At 38.5% G+C, this 19,363-nt stretch carries 16 protein-coding genes; 7 read left to right on the forward strand and 9 right to left on the reverse strand.

The features are described 5' to 3' along the window. Positions 1-21: 21 nt before the first annotated feature. Complete coding sequence (locus tag MMP60_RS10455) at positions 22-498, reverse strand: DUF3465 domain-containing protein (protein ID WP_241336199.1); 477 nt, start codon at positions 496-498, stop codon at positions 22-24. Between the two features lie 83 nt (positions 499-581). Beyond that, the gene (gene sthA / locus MMP60_RS10460) at positions 582-1,997 is read right to left on the reverse strand and encodes a Si-specific NAD(P)(+) transhydrogenase (protein ID WP_018679960.1); all 1,416 of its coding nucleotides are present in this window, start codon (positions 1,995-1,997) and stop codon (positions 582-584) included. A 190-nt stretch (positions 1,998-2,187) separates the two neighbouring features. Between sthA and lipA the strand changes: the two genes are divergently transcribed. Both lipA and MMP60_RS10470 read left to right on the forward strand, forming a co-directional pair. Then, entirely contained in the window at positions 2,188-3,201 is a 1,014-nt protein-coding gene (gene lipA, locus MMP60_RS10465; RefSeq protein ID WP_241336200.1) for a lipoyl synthase, read from the forward strand. Positions 3,202-3,589: 388 nt separating this feature from the next. Continuing rightward, on the forward strand, positions 3,590-5,293 hold the full coding sequence (locus MMP60_RS10470; RefSeq protein ID WP_241336201.1) for a DUF4394 domain-containing protein: 1,704 nt from the start codon (positions 3,590-3,592) through the stop codon (positions 5,291-5,293). A gap of 70 nt (positions 5,294-5,363) precedes the next feature. Here MMP60_RS10470 and MMP60_RS10475 read toward each other — a convergent pair whose 3' ends face one another. The 3 genes from MMP60_RS10475 to MMP60_RS10485 form a co-directional block, all read right to left on the reverse strand. Then, positions 5,364-6,470 (reverse strand): beta-ketoacyl-ACP synthase III, encoded by a 1,107-nt coding sequence (locus tag MMP60_RS10475; protein ID WP_241336202.1) that lies wholly within the window; start codon positions 6,468-6,470, stop codon positions 5,364-5,366. A gap of 46 nt (positions 6,471-6,516) precedes the next feature. Continuing rightward, on the reverse strand, positions 6,517-10,371 hold the full coding sequence (gene hrpA, locus MMP60_RS10480; RefSeq protein ID WP_241336203.1) for an ATP-dependent RNA helicase HrpA: 3,855 nt from the start codon (positions 10,369-10,371) through the stop codon (positions 6,517-6,519). 118 nt (positions 10,372-10,489) lie between these two features. After that, positions 10,490-10,864 (reverse strand): helix-turn-helix domain-containing protein, encoded by a 375-nt coding sequence (locus MMP60_RS10485; protein WP_241336204.1) that lies wholly within the window; start codon positions 10,862-10,864, stop codon positions 10,490-10,492. Positions 10,865-10,965: 101 nt separating this feature from the next. Here MMP60_RS10485 and MMP60_RS10490 point away from each other — a divergent pair, with 101 nt between their 5' ends. Further along, positions 10,966-11,976 (forward strand): zinc-binding alcohol dehydrogenase family protein, encoded by a 1,011-nt coding sequence (locus tag MMP60_RS10490; protein WP_241336205.1) that lies wholly within the window; start codon positions 10,966-10,968, stop codon positions 11,974-11,976. 86 nt (positions 11,977-12,062) lie between these two features. On the opposite strand, the gene MMP60_RS10495 is transcribed toward MMP60_RS10490, so the two are convergent. Then, positions 12,063-13,223 (reverse strand): sterol desaturase family protein, encoded by a 1,161-nt coding sequence (locus tag MMP60_RS10495; RefSeq protein WP_241336206.1) that lies wholly within the window; start codon positions 13,221-13,223, stop codon positions 12,063-12,065. A gap of 516 nt (positions 13,224-13,739) precedes the next feature. Here MMP60_RS10495 and ahpC point away from each other — a divergent pair. Both ahpC and MMP60_RS10505 read left to right on the forward strand, forming a co-directional pair. Beyond that, a complete protein-coding gene (ahpC, locus tag MMP60_RS10500) occupies positions 13,740-14,303 on the forward strand; it encodes an alkyl hydroperoxide reductase subunit C (RefSeq protein ID WP_004662563.1) in 564 nt (187 codons plus the stop codon). Positions 14,304-14,562: 259 nt separating this feature from the next. Next, on the forward strand, positions 14,563-14,775 hold the full coding sequence (locus MMP60_RS10505; protein ID WP_241336207.1) for a KTSC domain-containing protein: 213 nt from the start codon (positions 14,563-14,565) through the stop codon (positions 14,773-14,775). A 46-nt stretch (positions 14,776-14,821) separates the two neighbouring features. Here MMP60_RS10505 and MMP60_RS10510 read toward each other — a convergent pair whose 3' ends face one another. Beyond that, complete coding sequence (locus MMP60_RS10510; RefSeq protein WP_241336208.1) at positions 14,822-16,027, reverse strand: alkane 1-monooxygenase; 1,206 nt, start codon at positions 16,025-16,027, stop codon at positions 14,822-14,824. Positions 16,028-16,149: 122 nt separating this feature from the next. Between MMP60_RS10510 and MMP60_RS10515 the strand changes: the two genes are divergently transcribed. Next, positions 16,150-17,199 (forward strand): AraC family transcriptional regulator, encoded by a 1,050-nt coding sequence (locus MMP60_RS10515; protein ID WP_241336209.1) that lies wholly within the window; start codon positions 16,150-16,152, stop codon positions 17,197-17,199. On the opposite strand, the gene MMP60_RS10520 is transcribed toward MMP60_RS10515, so the two are convergent. Both MMP60_RS10520 and MMP60_RS10525 read right to left on the reverse strand, forming a co-directional pair. After that, positions 17,176-17,763, reverse strand: coding sequence for a class I SAM-dependent methyltransferase (locus MMP60_RS10520; RefSeq protein ID WP_241336210.1), 588 nt, complete (start codon positions 17,761-17,763; stop codon positions 17,176-17,178). The genes MMP60_RS10515 and MMP60_RS10520 overlap by 24 nt on opposite strands. A gap of 38 nt (positions 17,764-17,801) precedes the next feature. Then, the gene (locus MMP60_RS10525) at positions 17,802-18,020 is read right to left on the reverse strand and encodes a DUF1653 domain-containing protein (protein ID WP_241336211.1); all 219 of its coding nucleotides are present in this window, start codon (positions 18,018-18,020) and stop codon (positions 17,802-17,804) included. A 231-nt stretch (positions 18,021-18,251) separates the two neighbouring features. Here MMP60_RS10525 and ahpF point away from each other — a divergent pair. After that, positions 18,252-19,363, forward strand: a 1,112-nt coding sequence (ahpF, locus tag MMP60_RS10530; protein WP_241336212.1) for an alkyl hydroperoxide reductase subunit F, incomplete at its 3' end; no start/stop codon positions are given.

The raw sequence follows: 19,363 nt of genomic DNA on the forward strand, positions 1-19,363 counted from the left end.
ATTAGTGATAAAGGGAAAATATTATTGATATGTTTTCCCCTTATATTTTAGCCAACCATCACTATGTTTTGCTTGCGGATCATGGTGCGTCCAATGAATGACTCCGCCTTTTGGGTTGTATTCATATTCTCCATAAAACGCAACTGTATCGCCCTTTTTTAGCCCATCTATTCTTGGTGCTAAATCAATATTATGTGCAATCAGAACTGTTAAACCATTCTCCAATTTGAGAATCATTTTCTGATGCCTTGAGCCTTCATTGTCATCAGGCAAAACCGCTTTTACAATTCCTTGTGCTTGAACTTGTACATTGCTTCGTTGCTGTTGGTAAGCTTGCATGATCTTTTGTTGATCATCTATCACAACCTCTATTGAATGTGGCTGTGCCGTTATATCATGCGTTGTATTTTGTTTCTGTTTGAGGTCTAAGCCCCAATAAATCACAATAAGAAGAACAATAACCACAACAATCATTAAATTATTTTTCTGAGCTTTCATAGCAAGCCTTTTATTTAGACCTAGATAGTAAAATGCCAATCAAGTTGATTGGCATTCGGATCATCATACAAAATCTATATGACTTAAAACAAACGATTCATACCATTTAAAGAAGCCACACGATACGCTTCTGCCATAGTTGGATAGTTAAATGTAGTTTCAACAAAATACTTTAAAGTATTGTCTGGACTATGCATCACCACTTGTCCAATATGAATAATCTCTGCTGCATTATTACCAAAACAATGGATTCCCAATACTTCCAAAGTGTCACGATGGAATAGAACCTTTAATTCACCCACGGTATCGCCCGTGATTTGTGCACGTGCCAAATGACGGAAAGACGCTTGTCCTACTTCATAAGGGACTTTTTCTTCAGTCAATTGCTGTTCAGTCTTACCAATTGATGAAATTTCAGGAATCGTGTAAATGCCTGTTGGCACATCTCGAATCGGTTTAACATTTTTCTCACCGACCATATTTGCACCCGCACAACGACCTTGGTCATAGGCAGCAGATGCAAGTGATGGCCAACCAATCACATCACCCGCAGCATAAATATTGTCAACTTCAGTTTGATATTGGTCATTCACCATCAACTGACCACGACTATTCGGTGTTAAACCAACATTTTCCAAGCCAAGACCATCGGTATTTCCTGAACGACCATTACACCATAAAATTGCATCAGCTTTGATCTTCTTACCACTCAGCAAGTGCAACACAACATGATCATCAAACGTTTCTAATCGGTCAATTTGCTCATTGTGACGAATTAAGACACCTTGCTCACGCAAATGATAAGACAGCGCATCTGCAATTTCATCATCGAGATAACTTAATAATTTTTGCTGAGTATTGATCAAATCAACTTTATGATCTAAACCAATGAAGATCGATGCATATTCGCAACCAATCACGCCCGCACCATAAATAATGATTTTTTGAATTGAATAATCAAGATCTAAAATCTTGTCTGAATCAAATACACGCGGATGATTAAAATCTAAACCTTGAGGTTGATATGGACGGCTACCTGTCGCAATTACGATTTGTTTGCAAATGATTGTATCTTTTGTACCATCCTGTCCAAAAATCAAAACTGTATTTTTGTCTTGGATATAAGCACGACCATGAAAAACTTCAATTTTATTACGGTCATAAAACCGTGTATGCGTATCAACTTGTTGCTGAATGACTTTATGTGCATTACGTAATACCTGTTTCATAGTGAATTGTTTCCATTCACCTACTTTTTGAAACATTGGATCACGTTGATAACGAATAATACTTGAAACCGTTTGACGTAAAGCTTTACTTGGAATCGTTCCTACATGCGCACAGTTTCCACCGAGTTGATCACGAATATCAACAATTGCAACTCGTTTACCTGCTTTTGCAAGCTTCATTGCCGCGCCTTCGCCAGCTGGGCCAGAACCGAGAATGACTGCATCATACTTAACAACATTCCCACCAACGACCTCTTTCTTACGTGGCATTCAAAGCTCCTTTGACTCTTAACCATTTATTGCTTTATAGATGATAACTACTATGCGTTGAATTAATGTATTTCTCAACTATATATTTTTATATATTTACATTTTCAAAATGAATACCTATTTCATCCTATAAACCAATAAATTTGACTATAATAATCGAATATCTCAAGTAATAGGTTGTAGAAAGTACATGTCTGAACACCGTAAACCAGAACAGGGGATAAAACTTCGTGGCGCAGAAAAAGTCGCAAGAATTCCTGTAAAAGTTATCCCTACGGTTGAAGTGCCTCGTAAACCAGACTGGATTCGCGTCAAAATGGCTGCCCCTGAAGAGGTTCAGCGTATAAAAACAACTCTACGTTCGCAAAAACTCCATACTGTTTGTGAAGAAGCTGCCTGTCCAAACCTACCTGAGTGTTTTGGTGGTGGTACAGCAACCTTTATGATCATGGGTGATATTTGTACTCGCCGTTGCCCGTTCTGTGACGTTGCACATGGTCGTCCAAATGCCCTTGACCCTGATGAACCACGCCATATGGCAGAAACCATCTCTAATTTAGGTCTTAAATATGCCGTCATTACCTCTGTAGATCGTGATGACTTATTAGATGGTGGCGCTCAGCATTTTGTGGATTGTATTAAAGAAGCTCGCGCACTTAGCCCAAAAACGTTATTAGAAATTTTAGTACCAGACTTTCGTGGTCGTATGGATATTGCCTTACGTATCATGACTGAGTGTCCACCTGATGTATTCAATCACAATATTGAAACCGTACCTCGTCTATATAAAGCGATGCGTCCAGGTTCTGATTATCAGCACTCTTTAAATCTATTAAAAATGTTTAAAGAATACTGTCCTGATGTCCCAACCAAATGTGGTTTGATGGTGGGTATTGGTGAAACTGAAGAAGAAGTAATTGCTTTGTTGGATGATCTTCGTGCGCATGATGTGGACTACGTGACAATCGGTCAATATCTACAACCATCTAAGCAACATGCACCAATCGACCGCTTTGTAACGCCAGAAGAATTCGAGCGTTATGCAGAACATGGTCGTAAACTTGGTTTTAGAAACATTTGGTCTGCACCAATGGTTCGCTCAAGCTACTTTGCCGATCGCCAATATCATGGTGAAGCTGTTCCAGCTGTACGCCGTAAAGTTGATCCTGCCAAGAAAATTGCAGTTCAAGCAATAGAAGCATAAACCTCTAGTAGATAAAGAGAATTCTAATTCTCTTTATCTACGCTTCTCTAAATAAAGATGTTCAAAATTAATTAACCTCAGTTCAAATCTTTAAAAACAATTTTGTTCATAAAATAAATGTTCATTAAGCGCTGTGAAGCCAGTGTGAATAATTACAACTCACAACCCAATTACAAAAAAATCACTTAAAAACATTAATTTACTTCATATATATACACTTATATCCTGAATAGAGTTTATAAATTTTTTTGAAACTATCTATCTGAAAGTTATGCGCTCAAATTTTCAGTTCAAAAATTTTTACATACCCCTAAACCAACAACAAGAAGCTCAAAAGATATGGAATATCTTGCATCTTACAAAAATATCTCAATCAGGATTAGACAAAATGAATAAGAGAATGACTGCCCTAGCTGTTGCAACACTCAGTAGTTTGACATTATTAGGTTGTAATAGTGACTCAAATGATGACTCTGAATTATCCAATAACAACACTGGAGATACTTTAATTCTAACCAATGATGGAATGATTAGTTCTATTGACCGAATGACACCCAACAAAATGGTATCCAATCTCAAAATCACAGGCTTACAATCTGGTGATGAATTGGTTGGTATTGATTATCGACCTAAAGACAGCAAGCTTTACGCAGTTGGTTTACTTGGGAATATTTATACACTCAATCCAACAACAGGCGCTGCAACCTTTGTCAGAAAATCAATGGCAGATCCAGCCGATACGACTGATGGGAATGCCCCGTTCAGCCAGATCATTGGCAATCCAAATCTCATTAGTGTTAACTTTAATCCTGTCGCAGACCGTTTACGTGTAATTAGTGATACCGGACAAAACCTTCGAATCAATGTCGATACAGGTGCAACGATTACCGATGGTAGCATTAAGCTGACTGAAGCTAATCCTGCGGTGGTTGCAGCAGCATATACCAATGCTTTTGCTGGTACAGGCTCAACCAAACTCTATAGTATTGATCAAAATACTGATCGAATTTATCTACAAAATGCTAATGCAGGAACACTCGGGATTTCAGCGGCGCTAGGTGCAGATATTAATACCAATGGCGGTGGCGGATTTGATATTGATCCCGTGAATAATATTGGCTTTGCTGCACTCAAACTCACTTCAGGCACCTATAAATTTTATCAGCTTAACCTTGCAAATATCGGTAGCAAGAATGATACCGTTTATGCATCAAGTGATTTGGCGAATAGCTTTAATACAATGGGTATTCGGGGAATTGCACTAAAAAGAGCAAGCGATGCAACAGCACAAGGCTTTGGTCTAACTGCAAATAACAAGTTATTAAATTTTGCGTTAAACAATCCAAATACAGTAACTGAAAAAACCTTAACAGGTTTACTCGTCGATGAGAGATTCATTGGCATTGACTATCGCTTAAGAACCTCAACAGAGCATTCAGCGAAGCTTTACGGAATCACCAATAAAACCAACTTATATACCATCAATACAGACACTGGTTTGGCTAGCTTAGTCACCGCATTAAAACCTGCAACAGGTAGCAGTTTTACTGCGCTAGAAGGGACAAGCTTTGCGGTTGATTTTAATCCGAGCGCTGACCGTTTACGTGTGATCAGCAATACAGGACAAAATTTAAGAATCAATGTTGATACAGGCGATACACTTAAAGATGGTGATATTAATGGTGCGACAGGTGCAAAAGTGACCGCAGCAGCTTATACCAATAGTTTTAAAACGTCTGTAGCAGCCCTAGCCACAGAGCTTTTTGATTTAGATCAAGGTAACAAAACACTGACTAAACAAAGTCCACCGAATAATGGCACACTAAATTTAATTGGAGATTTGGGCATTAATTTGGGAACAGATAGTGGTTTTGATATTGCAGGTGGAGACAATGGTTATGCCCTTGCAACTATTTCAGGTGAATCAGGTGCATCTGTTCTTTATCGCATTGATTTAAATACCGATACTACAATTACAACCCCACGTGCAAGATTGGCAATCAATGCCGATGGTGTACCCAATTTAGCTGCGTCCACGATTGGAAACAACACAACACCTCAGGTCATTGATTTAGCTATTTTATTCAAATAGATCTACTCAGCCAATAAAAAAACACCACATCATATAATGTGGTGTTTTTTATTAAAAATTTAACTAAAACTTATGCAATATGCTTTTGTACAACAATCGAACCCACAGAATAACCCGCACCAAATGATGAGATCACCGCATATTCACCATTATTCACTTGCTCGCCAGTGCGATGCATCGCAATGATGACACCTGCAGAAGACGTATTGGCAAATTCATCTAAAATAATAGGTGCACGCTCTAAGTCGGCATCTTTACCCACAACGAGTTTTAGAATTAATTCGTTCATATTGGCATTGGCTTGATGCAACCAGAAACGTTTAACTTGCTCAGCAGTTAATTCAAGTTTTGCCAATTGTGCTGTGATCATTTTTGCAACCAATGGACATACTTCTTTAAAGACTTTACGACCATCTTGACGGAACAACTTATCATCAACAACCGCATCTTCACTACGGTTTAAGAAACCAAAGTTGTTACGGATATTATTTGAAAATTGCGTAAACAAATGAATATCTAAGATTTCGTAACCTGATTTAGTTTCAGTTTCTTCGATAATTGAAGCCGTTGCCACATCACCGAAAATGAAATGCGCATCACGAGTACGATAGTCTAAATGACCTGACGTAATTTCGACATTCAACAATAATACACGGCGAGCGCCACATTTCACTGCATCATAGGCTTGTTTTAAGCCAAACGTTGCAGCAGAACATGCCACATTCATATCATAGGCATAGCCTTGAATGCCAAGCGCAGATTGAATTTCAATCGCAACTGCGGGATAAGCACGCTGCATATTTGAACAAGCCAAAATTACAACATCAATATCTGCCGCAGTAACGCCTGCATTTTCCATCGCTTGTTTTGCCGCAATAACACCCCACTCCGCTTGAAGTGAAAGCTCATCATTGCTACGTTCTTGCAAACGCGGACGTAAACGGGTCGGATCAAGGATACCTGACTTTTCGACCACATAACGACGCTGGATACCAGACGCTTTTTCAATAAACTCAGGGCTTGAGCCACGTAAAGCTTCAATTTCGCCTGCTTCAATTTGAACCGCATTATCTTGGTTATACTGTTCTACATAAGCATTTAGGCTTTCAACCAACTCTGCATTGGAAATAGATTCGGTCGGGTGAAATAAACCTGTACCTGTTATACGGATGCCCATGTAAAACTCCTGTAAAGAATGGTTCTAACTTTCATCATTGCTCAGTTTAACCGATTGCTAAACGATCCCATAGTTTTTGTAATCTAGTTGGTGAAATAGGCAGCTTTGTTTTCATCGGTTGAGAAAACAAGGAAATCCTAAATTCTTCCAACATCAAATACATCTCTTTGATCTTAGAATCATTTTTAAATTTAAATACTTTGTCCATCCACGGATCAACATCATTAATTGCAGCAAGGTCACGTTGTAGATTATTTGGCAAACGATCTAAACGCAATAGCAAGGCCTTTAAATAACGTGGGTATTCCTGCCAAATCTCAGCAGGTCGACTATAAACAAAGTCTGCTAATGACATTAAATCAAGTTGATCTTCAATGTCATCAATACTTCGACCAAAAATTGCTTGATCTAACAGCAAAAGTTCACGGCGAACTTGTTGCCATTGTGTATACACCTCAGTTAAATCAGCTAAGGTCTGTTGACCATGTGCTAAGAACTGTTTTTTAACATCTGTAACAAGCTGCTCAAATTCATTGGCATTTTTAGGAAGTTCTTTAATCGAAACTTGTAATGTGGCATACACTAACATCTGTTCCAATTTTGCCCGATCACCCAATGGCGAATATGCCAAAGCCAAAGGCTTAGAAATTTGTTTTTTCAACTGGCGAATTAAATCACCCAACTGCATATGCACAAGACGAATAATACCATCTCGATGCAACCTAATCGCTTCATCTTGGTCATTAAAGGTTTGAATCACTACACCTGATCCATCTTTTACATCGAGATCAGCAAAGGCTTTGTTTGGAACTAAAGCCTGATATTGCTTGACCACAACACCTGTCACTTTCTGTGAAGCTTCAAAAATAAAGTTTTCAGGGAAAGTTTGAAATTCACCTGCTTGTTGCTTGACTGGACGATGAGTTTCAACACGACAACGCGCCTTGAGTTCATCCAAGTCACGACCTTGTGCAATCAATTTACCTTTTTCATCAACTACTTTAATGAAAGGTATCAGATATTGATCAATGCGTTCAAAAGAAAAGTCTTTTTCAGTAATTTGCTCGCCACGTAAAGCAAAAACCAAATATTGGAAAAGATGTTCACGTAAATGTACAGCATCAATTGCCTGTATCAGCTTGCGTGTGGTATCTGGAATCGGAACTAAATTACGACGCTTATCTTTTGGTAATGTCTTTAATAAAGCTTCGATTAAATCCTGTCGCCAACCTGGAATTCCCCAAGACCATAATTTCTCATCTACTTGTGGCAAAGCCTGCACAGGGATTTTAACCGTTGCACCATCTTCATCATGGCTTGGGTCAAAACGATAACTCGCAGCTAAGCGTAATTGCCCATTATGTAAGAAATCGGGAAATTGTTGTGTGGTTGGTCGATCATTCATCCATAACGCATCATCTTCAACAAATAGATAACGTGGATGTTCGGGTTCAACTGTAGTACGCCAATCTTCAAAACTACTTCGACTGGCAATTTCAGTCGGTACTTTCTCCGCATAGAACTGGTAAATGGTTTCTTCATCCACCACTAAGTCACGACGACGCAACTTATCCTCTACCCGTTCAACTTCTTCCAGTTTCAATAAATTGTGTTTTAAAAATGGTGGTGTGGTGCCTAAATTACCCGTGGTCAGCGCATCACGTAAAAAGATTTCATGCGCTGCAAGTTGATCCACTTTTTCAAAGTTGATCATGCGTTTCGGTTCAATGATTAAACCAAACAATGAAATTTGCGCATAAGCATTCACAATGCCTGCTTTTTTCGACCAGTGTGGCTCGAAATAATGATATTTCAAGAGATCACGTGCAGCCAACAAAATCCATTCAGGATCAATTTTCGCCAAAGTCCGTAAATAGACTTGCGAGGTTTCCACCATCTCAAATGCCATAATCCAAGCGGTATTGGTTTTATGTAGCGTACTGGCTGGAAAGACTTTGGCTTTTTGCTGACGTACTGCCATAAAGGTATTACGTTCATCAGTTTTATTGGCAATAAATGAAAGCAAACCTGTTAATAAAGCTCGATGTAGATTTTCATAATTGGCTGCTTTTTCATTAAAACTGAGCTTTAGACCTTCAGCCAATTCAACCAATTGCTGATGAGTCTGCTTCCACTCACGTAAGCGTAACCAACTCAAAAAGTGCTGACGTGCAAACTGGCGACGCTTATTTTCAGATTGCGTATCAGGACTGGTTTGTAGCGTATTCCAAAGCTTTAAATAGAATAAAAAATCTGAATCAGCTTCTTTGAATAAAGCATGCTTTTGATCGGCCTGCATTTGTTTATCAGCAGGACGTTCTCGCGGATCTTGAATCGCCAAGGCACTGACAATAATCAAAGTTTCTTTGAGCACCCCAAAATGCGCACCACCAATCAACATACGTGCTAATCGCGGGTCAATCGGCATACGCGCCATCATTTGACCGACTTTGGTTAAATCATTTTTACGTTCATTTAATGCACCTAACTCAACCAAGAGCTTACGTCCATCATTGACCAAACGGAAATCAGGTGGCTCAATAAAATCAAAATCTTCTAAACTACCTAAGCCCAAGCTTTGCATTTGTAAAATAACTGAAGCAAGGTTAGTCCGTTTAATCTCAGGTTCAGTAAATTCAGGACGACTTTGAAAATCTTCTTCGCTATACAAGCGAATACACACGCCCGCCGCAATACGCCCACAACGCCCTTTACGCTGATTCGCTGCCGCCTGTGAAATCGCTTCGATTGGTAAGCGCTGCACCCGTGAACGATAGTTATAGCGAGAGAGACGAGCGAAACCGCTATCAATCACATAACGAATATTCGGTACAGTCAATGCTGTCTCTGCAACGTTGGTTGCAATAATAATGCGTCGCCCTTTGCCGCTTGGACTGAAAATCTTTTGCTGTTCAGCCAGAGCCAAGCGTGCATATAAAGGTAAAATCTCAGTATGCCGCGGACCATGCTTTTGTAAGGTTTCTTGCAGTTCTCGAATCTCTTGTTCAGTACTCGAAAAAATCAAAATATCAGCGTGTTCAGGATGCCCCTTGGCATCTGCATCGGCAAAACACTCCTCAACTGCTTTTACAACTGCACGCGGTAAGTTTTCTTCAAAATCATCAAACTCATCATCATCACTCCCCCTAATGCTTAACTCTGAAATTGGACGATAACGTAGCTCAACAGGAAAACTGCGCCCCTCAACCTCAAAAACAGGTGCATTATAGAAATATTGACTAAAACGATTTACATCTAAAGTCGCTGAGGTCACGATCACTTTTAAATCAGGGCGTTTCGGCAAAAGCTGCTTTAAATAACCCATAATAAAATCAATATTGAGTGAGCGTTCATGCGCCTCATCAATAATGATGGTGTCATATTTTGAAAGGAATCGATCATTGGTCAATTCAGCCAACAAAATACCATCCGTCATTAAACGAACGATGGAATCTTGCGAACCCTGTTCATTGAAGCGGATTTTAAAACCAATCGACTCGCCGAGCTTTTCACCCACTTCTTCAGCAATACGCTGCGATACACTGCGCGCAGCCAAACGGCGTGGCTGAGTATGTCCGATCATACCAGTGAGACCACGCCCAGCAAGCATGGCAATTTGTGGTAACTGCGTGGTTTTACCCGAACCCGTTTCACCTGCCACAATAATCACTTGATGCTTTTGAATCGCTGCAATCAAACGATCTGCATATTGTGTTACAGGTAAGTCTTGATTGAGTTTAATCTTGGGAAGTCGTGCTAAACGTTGTCTAACTTTATGATTTGATTGTTCAATCAGTTTTTCAATTTCTGCTGTTTCTGTTCTTTTATCTTTGCGCAGTCGATTTAAACGGTGACGGTCACGTGCCATAACCCATTGATCTACATTTAAATGACTCTGCACTGAACAGCTTTCCTGAAAAATAAAATAATCGACTATTTTACGCCTTAAAGCCTTGCTATGCAAAGTTTGCGTTCAATCAAAAAAGTTTGATTTTAAATTGACCATCAACAAATACAGCTTAGGCTGTAGATCCAACGGGATTACTATACGCTGGGAACAGATGAATATGCTGATCTCCCCATTCTTTTAAAGTCATTAAAACTGGCTGCAAACTTTTTCCTAATTCGGAAAGTTGGTATTCCACTTTGGGCGGAACTTGGGCATAAACTGTTCTAATAATGAGCCCATCCTCTTCCAATTCCCTTAATTGATTTGTCAGCATTCGTTGAGTGACATTCGGAATTCGCTTCTTAATTTCATTAAATCTTAAAATGCCATCACTAAGTAAATGCCACAAGATCATACTTTTCCATTTACCGTCTAACAGATTAATTGTTGCTTCAACTGGACATCCTGGATTGCAATTGAAACGTGTATGCTTCGCTTTCCCCATACAATGGTATCCTTTTTGACACTATAGGCTTAATTTGTCAGTATAACTCTTTTTTCAGGATACCCTATGCTATAGCTCTCGACAATCAGCGGAACTATACAATGAAAGCAATCGGTTATCACACTCAGGGAACTGTTGAAGAACAGGAATTACAAGACATTGAACTTCCGCTGCCTTCTGTTAGTGGTCATGATCTTTTAGTTGAAGTAAAAGCAATTTCTGTCAATCCAGTAGATTATAAAATTCATCAAAGTACACAACCTCCATCAGAACAATGGAAAATATTAGGTTGGGATGCCGCTGGCGTTGTCACAGCAATTGGCGATCAGGTACAAAATTTTAACATTGGAGATGAGGTTTATTATGCTGGCGACTTAACCCGACAAGGAACTAATATGGAATTTCACCTTGTTGATGAACGAATTGTTGGACGTAAACCTAAAAACCTTGATTTTGCACAAAGCGCAGCTCTACCTCTTACTTCTATTACTGCATGGGAAATGCTATTTGATCGCTTATGTGTTCAACATATTCGTCCTCATCAGACACCAAGTATTTTAATTATTGGAGCAGCAGGTGGTGTCGGCTCAATTGCAATTCAATTATTAAAAGCGAAAACAAACTTAACAATTATAGCAACCGCTTCTCGTCCAGAAACTCAAGCTTGGGTCAAAGAACTAGGCGCAGATTATGTAATTAACCACCATCTCCCTTTAGCTGAACAAATAACCGCATTAGGTTTGGCAGCACCTAGTTTTGTATTTTCGACTACACATACAGAATCCTATTTGCCCCAAATTGTAAAACTAATTGCTCCACAAGGACATATCGGTTTCATTGATGACCCAAAGCGATTAGATATTATGTTACTTAAATCAAAATCAATCTCAGCACATTGGGAAATGATGTTCACCCGCTCATTATTCCAAACACCAGATATGCAACAGCAAGGAGAATTGCTTAATGAACTTGCTGACATGATTGAGCAAGCTAAAATTCGCTCTACCATAGATCAAGTATTCGGCAATATTAATGCAGAAAATTTAAAAACAGCACATGCCCTACTCAAACAAGGCACACTCAAAGGAAAACTTGTATTAGCAGGGTTTTAAGATTCATTACGACAGCCTGTTGTGTGTTTATTAAACAATAGGCTGTCCGATAAGCTTTAACATTTCTAACTTTTATACATGTTATTTTAAAGTTTCGGTGGTTCATTAAAGCGTTTAAGAAAACGTTTCACATACTTTTTAAATGGCCACGCAAATTGTTTCACAAAACTATTTGGAATCTTATACCCCACTGTGCCATACACACTCGCAAGATGGCTCGGCATATACACACTTTTGAATATCACATCATATAATGGAATAAATGCAGCATAATTTTTATCAATCGCAGGCTGTTCTGAAGAATGATGCCAATGATGAAACTCAGGAGTCGCAATTAACCAACGTAAATATGGAAAACGGAACCGTACATTTGAATGAATAAATATGGCGTGGAAAGAAATAAAAATTAGATAAGCAAATACCGCAGAAGTATGAAACCCAAGTAGGAAAATAGGCAGTGTCGCGATAAAACGTGTCATCAATACTTCTACAATGTGTAAACGCGAAGATGCGAGCCAATCCATATATTCACTGGAATGATGAATGGCATGAAAACGCCAGAGAAAATTGATTTCATGCATAGCTCGATGCAACCAATATGTCGTGAAATCCACCACAATCAACAACTCGATGAACTGCAACCAAATGGGCTGAGCTTGGACATAGGCTACAATTGGATTATTCGGTAGATGGGTAATCCAGTACTGAATCGGCATCACAGTCAGAAAAGTAAAGAGCTGAATCCCAATATGACTAAACATGAAATATTTCATATCTGTCACCCAACCCACCCTTAAAATCTTTTGATCAGGATTTTTAGCGAAGAATCCTTCAAGTGGAATAAAGATAAGTGCCAAGATCACAAGTGTTAAGATGAAATAATCAATACCTGCATAAAAAGGTAGGCTTGGAAGCGTTGGTGCCTTGATTAAACCACAACCTAAAACTGCCGCCACCAAAGCAAAACATAGCCCATAAAAGCCATAACGATTTTGTCGGAAAAGCGAACTAAAAATCCCAAAACCACTACTCAGTGCGATACCCGCCATTAAACTAAAATAGAAAATATCATAATGCTTGGCATAAACAGGACGTAGTTCGGGCGTGGTCAATACAGATGGAAACATAAAGCACAATGCGCCAAATATGCTTAATAATCCAAGGGACATCGAAATGAAAGCACTTATTTTTCCCAAGCCTGCATTAAGTTCTAAGTTTTCGAATTTTGCTCTTAATTGATCAGTCATTGTTTGTATAAATTTCACTCTGTATGTGAGAAGTCAAACAACTCACTTATAACTTTATAATTTTTCTCAAATTAAATACGGTTGAGCATTTCAATGAGTTTGAGCTGATTCTAAAACAATCATGCAATCAAGTACAAGTTAATAAAATAAATGCCTCCACCGACCAATACACCCTTAAATATTCTCATCAAAACCTAAATGGCAAAGCATTTCATCGTATATCTTGGTTTTTTATATATTTTTAGATTTTTTCAATTTTACCCTTGAATTTTGACAGCATAGACTGCATGTTGTTATGCAAGTTAGTTTTGGATATTTGTCATTTTTACTTCATGTCATTGGAGTCAAATAGACCAATATCTCTGGGTGAAAATCGTGAAATCTTTATACATTCAATTTTCCGATTCTAGTCATGTAAAAATACTATTTCCCCAATAACCAAAAATTCTTTATTCTTGACCTTGTAGACAAGTAAGGCATTAGCCTCTCAATAAAACCTCAATCATGGAGACAATGATGAGCTTAATTAATACTGAAGTTAAACCATTTAAAGCTGATGCATTCCGTAACGGTGAATTCATTCAAGTAACTGATGCTGATCTTAAAGGCAAATGGTCTGTTCTTATTTTCATGCCAGCTGCATTTACTTTTAACTGCCCAACTGAAGTTGAAGATGCTGCTGAAAACTATGAAGAATTCAAAAAAGCTGGTGCAGAAGTTTATATCGTAACAACTGACACTCACTTCTCTCATAAAGTATGGCACGAAACTTCTCCTGCTGTAGGTAAAGCTCAATTCCCATTAGTTGGCGATCCTACTCACCAATTAACACGTGCTTTTGATGTGCATATTGAAGAAGCTGGTTTAGCTTTACGTGGTACGTTCATCATCAACCCTGAAGGCGTAATTAAAACTGCTGAAATTCATGACAATGCAATTGCGCGTGATGTATCAGAAACTTTACGTAAACTTAAAGCTGCTCAATTCGTAGCAAGCCACCCAGGCGAAGTTTGCCCAGCTAAATGGAAAGAAGGTGAAGCAACTCTTGCTCCATCAATCGACTTAGTTGGTAAAATCTAATTCTTTAGATTTGACAATGTCGTGAAGAGCCACTCTTTTTAGAGTGGTTTTTTTATCTTTAATTTTGAAAATCTCTCAGCAATATCCAATTCATCAACGCTCATGTGATCGCAAATTTTTTACAATTCTTATACTTATAAATTTAAAGCAAAATTCATTTATCAATTGTCAGTTCGCATTACATAGCGTAATGTCAAATTATGAAACAAAAGAGTTTTTTATATGTACTAAATGATCAAACTAAAATGGGGGCAAATGTATGGAAAAAACTGTTGTTGTAACCTCTTGGAAATATAATGTTTCTTCACGTTATTTAAAAATTTTCTATAGCAATGGCACTGCTGAGCTTTATCACCCTGTTCCAGAGTTTATTTATAATAATTTACTACGCACTTCGGATAAGACCGCATTTGTTCATAAATACCTCGAGTTTGATCTTCATTTTAAGCGACTTTGTCTTTTAGCTTCATAAACAAAAAAATCAGCCTATTCGGCTGATTTCTTATATTTAAGCTTGATCAAGCAACATCTACTGGTTTTGCATAATGTGCTGCATATTTTTCTAGCAACTTTTCTTTTGCTTCAGGATGAACATTCATCTTATCTAGATCACCCTTATAGTGCTCTACAACACGATCATCCATGATTTTTGACCACCAAGATGGAATAAATGCTGGCAAAATCATCGCACCATAACCTGCGGGTAATTGCGGTGCATCTTCAAAATGACGCAAGGTTTGGAAGCTTCTAGTTGGATTAGCATGATGATCTGAATGACGCTGTAATTGATACAAGAACAGATTGGTCACGACATTATTATTATTCCAGCTATGCTCTGGTAAAGTACGTTCATATTGACCATTAGCTTTCTTTTCACGTTTCAGACCATAGTGCTCAATATAGTTCACTGATTCAAACAAGGTAATTGCATAAGCAGCCTGAGTCACTTGGAACGGTACTGAACGTACTCCAAACTTGCTAAACATTGCTGCATGGTATACTGCAGACATTGCCCAACCATGTATCAACTCATTTTCTTTACAGAAGAATGGTAATTTTTTACGCGCTAAACGATTTTTTTCAATTTCAATTGCTGATTTAAAGCTACCAATCACGGTACGAGGTAAAAACTTCCAGAAGGTTTCGCCAAGTCTTGATGATGCAGGATCTTCTGGTGTTGCAACACGACGGTGATGACCATACGGATGTTCGATACGGAAATGGTTATAACCCGATGGTGCTAATGCTAGATGTGATAAATAATGTTCAAGTCGACCACCTTTATGGCTCAATTCATGTGCCGTATTAATCGCAATACCATTCACCATTCCGACTAGAGTACCAAGTAAGGCTTGGTCTGCAAGCGATGTACCTTTACGGCTTGCCAAGTAAGTACCATAAATATTGGTTGCATATTGTAATGGGATAAAAAGTTTAACAATACGTGAATAATATGGATCAGCTTCTAAAGCTGCAATTGCATCAAGTGGTGGATTTTCTGTGTCTTCACCGATTAATTTATCAAGTGTAGGAATCACTCCATGAATAAACAATGGACCAAATGATGCGAAGAATTTTTTGGTTTTTTTCGGACCAAATTGATAACCTGCTAAACCACCCATTGCAATCGTTGGTACAGCCAAACCCAATAACCATAAATGACGTTTTTTATCTTTAAAAATTGTTGTTGCTTGCTCTACATCCAGTTGAGTATGCATATTCATTAGAAACTCCTCAATCCAACACAAAATGTTCTACTTGAATTGATTGTGTTCTTTTAGCACTCCTCTATATTATCATTTTAAGACTTGATATTATCATTTTAAGACTTCACTGGATTTTTATTGTGCAAAAGCAGCAAATCCCTGTTATTCCATCACGCTATTATTTGCGACTGATCGAAATTTTGATTGGTACACATCAGTACGATAATGAGTTATTAAACGCATTTCATAGCGAGCTTTCTAAAACTGAACTTTTATCCATCCAACAAATTGAACAGTTTATTGCACTTGGGTTGAGTTTACCGAATACAGAAGATTTGGCTTTTGAACTCGGTAAAAATCTAAAACTCAGTTCGCATAGTTTGGTTGGATATGCACTGATGACGAGTCCTAATTTAGAACATGCACTGAGACTAATCGCACAATATTTTCGACTAATTATGCCGAGCTTTAAGCTATCGATTCAATTTCCAACTAATCAACATAAGGTTGAGTTATTGCTTGAACCCATCTTACAAATGAATAAGCAATGTCTGGCATTTCATATCGAAGCGATTGCTGTTGGATTTTATTACAGTCTATTGGAACTCGCAGGACAACAATTACAACGCTATCAGATTTATTTGAGTGTACCTGAACCTGTTTATGTCGAACGCTATCTTCATTTGGTGAAAGCAAGTTTTCATTTTAATTACACATGGATATCAGGTATACGCGTTGTTATTGATCAACAACAACTCGCGCTACCCTTACCTTTGGCGGATGCACATAGTTTAAAAGTGGTCGAACAACGTTGTCAGGAACAGATTCAGAAAATTTATCATCAGGGAGAAATTGTTGAATGGGTCAGTATGATGTTAAGACAAGCCAATCAGATTCCAACATTAACCGAATGCGCTAAAGTTTTAAATATTTCCACCAAGACTTTACAACGTTATTTGCAACAACAAGGCGTTGAATTTCAAACTTTGAAGCAGCAGATTAGCACCGAGCGGGCCATTGATTTATTAAAGAATTCCAAGTTTACCATCACCCATATTGCTTATGAATTAGGCTACTCGAACCCTGCCAACTTTACCCGTGCATTTAATAAAATTGTTGGTTGTAGCCCACAAAGCTATCGCCTAAAACATCAAAATCAGATGCCCTTACTTCAGGACGACCATACATAGACCAGCACCAACAGGCAAAATGGTACTCATATAGTTTTCATCTGCTTTGATCAATTCAAGAAAATCTTTGATTTCTGCGGAATGTGAAATGACATTATCCACAATTAAGGTGCTGCCTGAAGACTGTAATAATTTCTTTAAATCGTTCCAATAACTCACATAACTACCACGTTCAGCATCCAATAAAATCAGATCAAATGGCTCATGTGCTTGCTGCAGATAGATTGAAGCATCTCCTACCCAAAAATCAATCAAGTTTTCTAGACCAAATTCTTCAGCATATTTCTTTGCTTGGGCACTGCGAAAAGCATTGATTTCCAAGGTTTGAACCTGACCACCAATGGCCTTTACAGCCTCAGCCAACCATAAGGTTGAATAACCTGTAGACGTTCCAATCTCTAAAATCCGCTTGGATTGTTGTGTACGAACCAACATTGCGAGCAATTTAGCAGATTCAGCTTCAATATTTCGGTAACGTCTTAAACGATCAGACTGTCGAGCATCATGCTGCTTAAATTCATCATATAAATCAGCAATACGTTGTAAAAAAACGATGCTCGTCATGTCTCATCTCCGTAATACTTAAACTCAAAGTATCAAATTTAGGTCGCTTGTACCAACTTAAAACGTGGAATAATTTGCCCATCTTCAAGTTGAACTGTTTCGATAAACATTGCCAATGGACGTACCCACATCGAGTAATCCCCATATAGGCATTGATATACAACGAGTTGCTCTTCTGTTTCACTATGTCGAGCGACATGAAAGACCTGATAAAGCTGCCCTTTATAGTGCTGATAAATGCCACGCTGTAATACCATGTGATTTGCTCCCTATATATGCCATGAAATGATTGCAGTTATATAACAAGTTCGATTCGATTCAAATTTTTATACGGATAAATTAGCAAAAGTTTTACAAATTCAGCTTTAAATTCAAAAAACCGATTATTTTCATAAAAACATACTGTTTTACCTATTTAATAATTTTGCGTAGCATAGCGGTATTGAAAGAATTTAACTGATTAGACTACTGAGCATTTGGAGAAATATATGTTAGATCAAAATATTAAAACGCAATTAAAAGCTTACTTAGAACGTTTAGAAAGTCCAATCGAGTTGGTCGCTGCTTTAGATGACTCTGATAAAGCGGCAAAGATCAAAGAACTTGTGACTGAAATTGCAGAACTTTCTGATCAAGTCACGGCACGTTTTGATGGTTCAAATACTCGCCGTCCAAGTTTTGGTGTGGCTAAAGCAGGCGAACAACCACGTGTGTTCTTTGCTGGTTTGCCAATGGGACATGAGTTCACTTCTCTGATCTTGGCATTATTACAAGTGTCAGGTTATGCCCCTAAAGTCTCTGATGAGGTGTTAAATCAGATCAAAGGCTTAAATTTAAAATCAAACTTTGATGTGTTTGTATCATTGAGCTGCCATAACTGTCCAGATGTGGTTCAAGCATTGAACTTGATTGCAATCTACAATCCAAATGCAACTGCGACCATGATTGATGGTGGTTTCTTCCAAGATGAAGTTGAAGAACGTAAAATCTTGGCCGTACCAATGCTATTTCAAGACAATGAACATATTGGTCAAGGTCGTATGACCTTGGAAGAAATCATTGCTAAGTTAGATAGCAACTCAGCGGAGAAAGATGCCGCAGTCATCAATGCCAAAGACGCTTTTGATGTGTTGGTGATTGGTGGTGGCCCTGCGGGTGGTACAGCAGCGATCTATGCAGCACGTAAAGGTATCAAAACAGGTATTGTCGCTGAACGCTTTGGTGGTCAGGTGATGGATACCATGGACATTGAAAACTTCACCACGGTTCAAAAAACGGTAGGTCCGAAGTTTGCTCAAGATATGGAAGCGCACGTACGTGAATACGGCGTGGACATTATGAACTTGCAACGCGTCAGCAAGATCACAGGTGCAGATCAAACCGCCAATGGCCTAGTTGAAGTTGAACTGGAAAATGGAGCAAAGCTTGAATCGAAAACCATTATTCTTTCAACTGGCGCACGTTGGAGAGAAATGAATGTTCCGGGTGAAGCCGAATACCGTACCCGTGGTGTGGCGTACTGCCCACACTGTGATGGTCCACTGTTCAAAGGCAAACGTGTTGCAGTGATTGGTGGGGGTAACTCTGGTGTAGAAGCAGC

Source organism: Acinetobacter sp. ANC 4805 (assembly GCF_022549495.1).
GTDB lineage: Bacteria > Pseudomonadota > Gammaproteobacteria > Pseudomonadales > Moraxellaceae > Acinetobacter.

Excerpts from the sequence above, each read along its gene's own strand:
- MMP60_RS10455 (WP_241336199.1), bottom strand. The coding sequence starts at position 498 with ATGAAAGCTCAGAAAAATAATTTAATGATTGTTGTGGTTATTGTTCTT.
- sthA (WP_018679960.1), bottom strand. The coding sequence starts at position 1,997 with ATGCCACGTAAGAAAGAGGTCGTTGGTGGGAATGTTGTTAAGTATGAT.
- lipA (WP_241336200.1), top strand. The coding sequence starts at position 2,188 with ATGTCTGAACACCGTAAACCAGAACAGGGGATAAAACTTCGTGGCGCA.
- MMP60_RS10470 (WP_241336201.1), top strand. The coding sequence starts at position 3,590 with ATGAATAAGAGAATGACTGCCCTAGCTGTTGCAACACTCAGTAGTTTG.
- MMP60_RS10475 (WP_241336202.1), bottom strand. The coding sequence starts at position 6,470 with ATGGGCATCCGTATAACAGGTACAGGTTTATTTCACCCGACCGAATCT.
- MMP60_RS10485 (WP_241336204.1), bottom strand. The coding sequence starts at position 10,864 with ATGGGGAAAGCGAAGCATACACGTTTCAATTGCAATCCAGGATGTCCA.
- MMP60_RS10490 (WP_241336205.1), top strand. The coding sequence starts at position 10,966 with ATGAAAGCAATCGGTTATCACACTCAGGGAACTGTTGAAGAACAGGAA.
- MMP60_RS10495 (WP_241336206.1), bottom strand. The coding sequence starts at position 13,223 with ATGACTGATCAATTAAGAGCAAAATTCGAAAACTTAGAACTTAATGCA.
- ahpC (WP_004662563.1), top strand. The coding sequence starts at position 13,740 with ATGAGCTTAATTAATACTGAAGTTAAACCATTTAAAGCTGATGCATTC.
- MMP60_RS10505 (WP_241336207.1), top strand. The coding sequence starts at position 14,563 with ATGGAAAAAACTGTTGTTGTAACCTCTTGGAAATATAATGTTTCTTCA.
- MMP60_RS10510 (WP_241336208.1), bottom strand. The coding sequence starts at position 16,027 with ATGAATATGCATACTCAACTGGATGTAGAGCAAGCAACAACAATTTTT.
- MMP60_RS10520 (WP_241336210.1), bottom strand. The coding sequence starts at position 17,763 with ATGACGAGCATCGTTTTTTTACAACGTATTGCTGATTTATATGATGAA.
- MMP60_RS10525 (WP_241336211.1), bottom strand. The coding sequence starts at position 18,020 with ATGGTATTACAGCGTGGCATTTATCAGCACTATAAAGGGCAGCTTTAT.